We start from the raw sequence: 2,513 nt of genomic DNA on the forward strand, positions 1-2,513 counted from the left end.
AACAGATGTTGATGACACATCAAATAGTACGTTACTTTTTGGTGCCTATGCTACTTAAAAGTGCGTACTTCCTTAAGAGAAAGTCATCATGCATAATGAATGACAGATGTTCATAACACATCGAACAGTACATTGCTTTTTAGTACCTATAGCACTTTTGGGTTTCTACATTACTTTAAAGTACGTACTTCTATTTATGGTTTGTATCAAGCATACTGTTGTATGTAAGAGCCGATTTGGCTCTCAACATGATAAAAAAGAGGAGGAATTTTGTATGAGTTCGATGACTCAGCCTGCACAATCTAGTGCAAAAAAAGGCGGAACACCGGCACTTTTAGCGTTAGCGATCAGTGCATTTGGGATTGGAACAACAGAGTTTGTGCCAGTCGGATTATTATCATCAATTGCAGATGATTTAAGTATTTCCATTACGTTAGCTGGATTATTAATTTCAGGTTATGCAATGGGTGTTGCATTCGGAGCACCGATTTTAACCGCGCTCACCAACAAAATGAGCCGTAAGTCTTTATTAATGTTATTAATGGTTATTTTTATCGTAGGTAACTCTGTAGCAGCTCTTTCAACAAGCTTTAGCTTATTGCTTGTTGCACGTATTATTACTGCGTTTTCACACGGTATTTTCTTCTCAATCGGGTCAACGATTGCGGCTGATTTGGTTCCGGAAAACAAGCGTGCAAGTGCGATTTCCATGATGTTTACCGGATTAACGGTCGCAACCGTTACAGGAGTACCGCTTGGAACATTCATTGGTCAACACTTTGGATGGAGAGCAACGTTTTGGGGAGTAGCCTTACTAGGTATCGTAGCCATTATTGCGAGTGCGATTTTGGTACCGAAAAATCTAAAACAAGCACCACCTTCTAAATTTAGTGATCAATTAAAAATCTTAAAAAATGGTCCATTATTATTAGCATTTGCTATTACAGCATTAGGGTATGGTGGAACTTTCGTAGCCTTTACGTATTTAAGCCCTATCTTAGAAAAAGTAACAGGCTTTGCACCAAGCTCAGTTAGTATCCTTCTACTTGTATATGGGATTGCTGTTGCAATCGGTAATACGGTGGGGGGTAAAATAGCGAATAAAAACCCGCTAAAGGCTCTGTTTGGAATGTTCTTGATTCAAGCGATCATTTTGATTGTGTTGTCCTTTACAGCGCCGTTTAAAATTGTCGGAGTTGCAACGATCTTCTTAATGGGATTACTTGCATTTATGAACGTACCGGGTCTACAAGTACTGGTCGTTAATCTGGCTGAAAAATATGTTCCGAGTGCGGTTAATGTTGCATCTGCACTGAACATTGCCGCATTTAATCTAGGAATTGCCATTGGTGCCTTTGTAGGGGGATTAATCGTGGATTCAATCGGATTAATTCATACACCTTGGATTGGTGGCGTCATGGTATTTGGTGCGGTTCTGTTAACAGCTTGGAGCCGTAAGTTAGAGAAAAAAGAACAATAATAAAAAGTCACTGAACATGCCCGATATATAAGCGGCACGTTCAGTGACTACATAATTGAGGAGTGAGTTTGTGAAACATTTACAAAGTACGGTACAACTTTCAAATAAAGTCGACATGCCATGGTTTGGACTTGGCGTTTTTCAAGTAGAAGATGGTAATGATGTCATTCAATCAGTAAAGGCGGCTATTAAAAATGGTTACCGAAGCATCGATACAGCAGCCGTATACGGAAACGAAGAAGGTGTAGGTCAAGCGATTCGTGAAGCAATGGAGGAATACGGAGTCACTCGTCAAGAGCTTTTCATTACATCAAAAGTATGGAATGCTGATCAAGGATACGAAGAAACGTTAAAAGCATATGAAACAAGTCTTCAAAAGCTTGGCTTAGATTATTTGGATTTATATTTAATTCATTGGCCAGTAGAAGATAAAATGGTCGATACGTGGAAAGCACTAGAAGCACTTTATAAGGAAGAAAAAGTGCGTGCGATTGGCGTATGTAACTTCCAAATTCATCATTTAGAAACGCTTATGAAAGAAGCAACGGTTGTACCAATGGTTAACCAAGTTGAAATGCATCCGAAGCTTTCTCAAACAGCTCTTCATGAGTTTTCAATCAAACATAATATTCAATTAGAAGCATGGGCACCGCTAATGCAAGGTGGCATTTTCGACATGAAAGAGCTTCAGGATCTTGCTGTGAAACACGGAAGAACAGTAGCACAAATTGTTCTACGTTGGGATTTACAGCGCGGAATCGTTACCATTCCAAAATCTGTGAAGGAATCACGCATTATTGAAAATTCGGATATATTCAACTTCGAGCTGTCATCAGAAGATATGAATGTGATTGATGCATTAAATGAAGATCACCGTGTTGGACCAGATCCAGATAATTTTGATTTTTAATAATAGAAAAAAAGCAGACTCAGTGTCGAGGTCACTGAAAAAGTCTTTAAAGGATTGCGTTCATAACGGAGTCGGTTGATTTCCACTCCAGGTCGCTTCGCTTTCCGCGGGGCGTGCGGTGAG

The 2,513-nt window shown here is 39.5% G+C and carries 2 protein-coding genes; both read left to right on the forward strand.

Annotated elements, in window-relative coordinates; all coding sequences use genetic code 11:
• The first annotated feature begins 274 nt into the window (after nucleotides 1–274).
• Entirely contained in the window at nucleotides 275–1,480 is a 1,206-nt protein-coding gene (locus AMD01_RS03965) for an MFS transporter (RefSeq protein ID WP_053400119.1), read from the forward strand.
• A gap of 70 nt (nucleotides 1,481–1,550) precedes the next feature.
• Entirely contained in the window at nucleotides 1,551–2,390 is an 840-nt protein-coding gene (locus AMD01_RS03970) for an aldo/keto reductase (protein WP_053400120.1), read from the forward strand.
• Nucleotides 2,391–2,513: the final 123 nt, after the last annotated feature.

The organism is Priestia koreensis (assembly GCF_001274935.1).
Lineage (GTDB): Bacteria > Bacillota > Bacilli > Bacillales > Bacillaceae_H > Bacillus_AG > Bacillus_AG koreensis.

Bases quoted from the DNA above. Each gene is read 5' to 3' on its own strand.
- AMD01_RS03965 (WP_053400119.1), top strand. From the start codon at position 275: ATGAGTTCGATGACTCAGCCTGCACAATCTAGTGCAAAAAAAGGCGGA.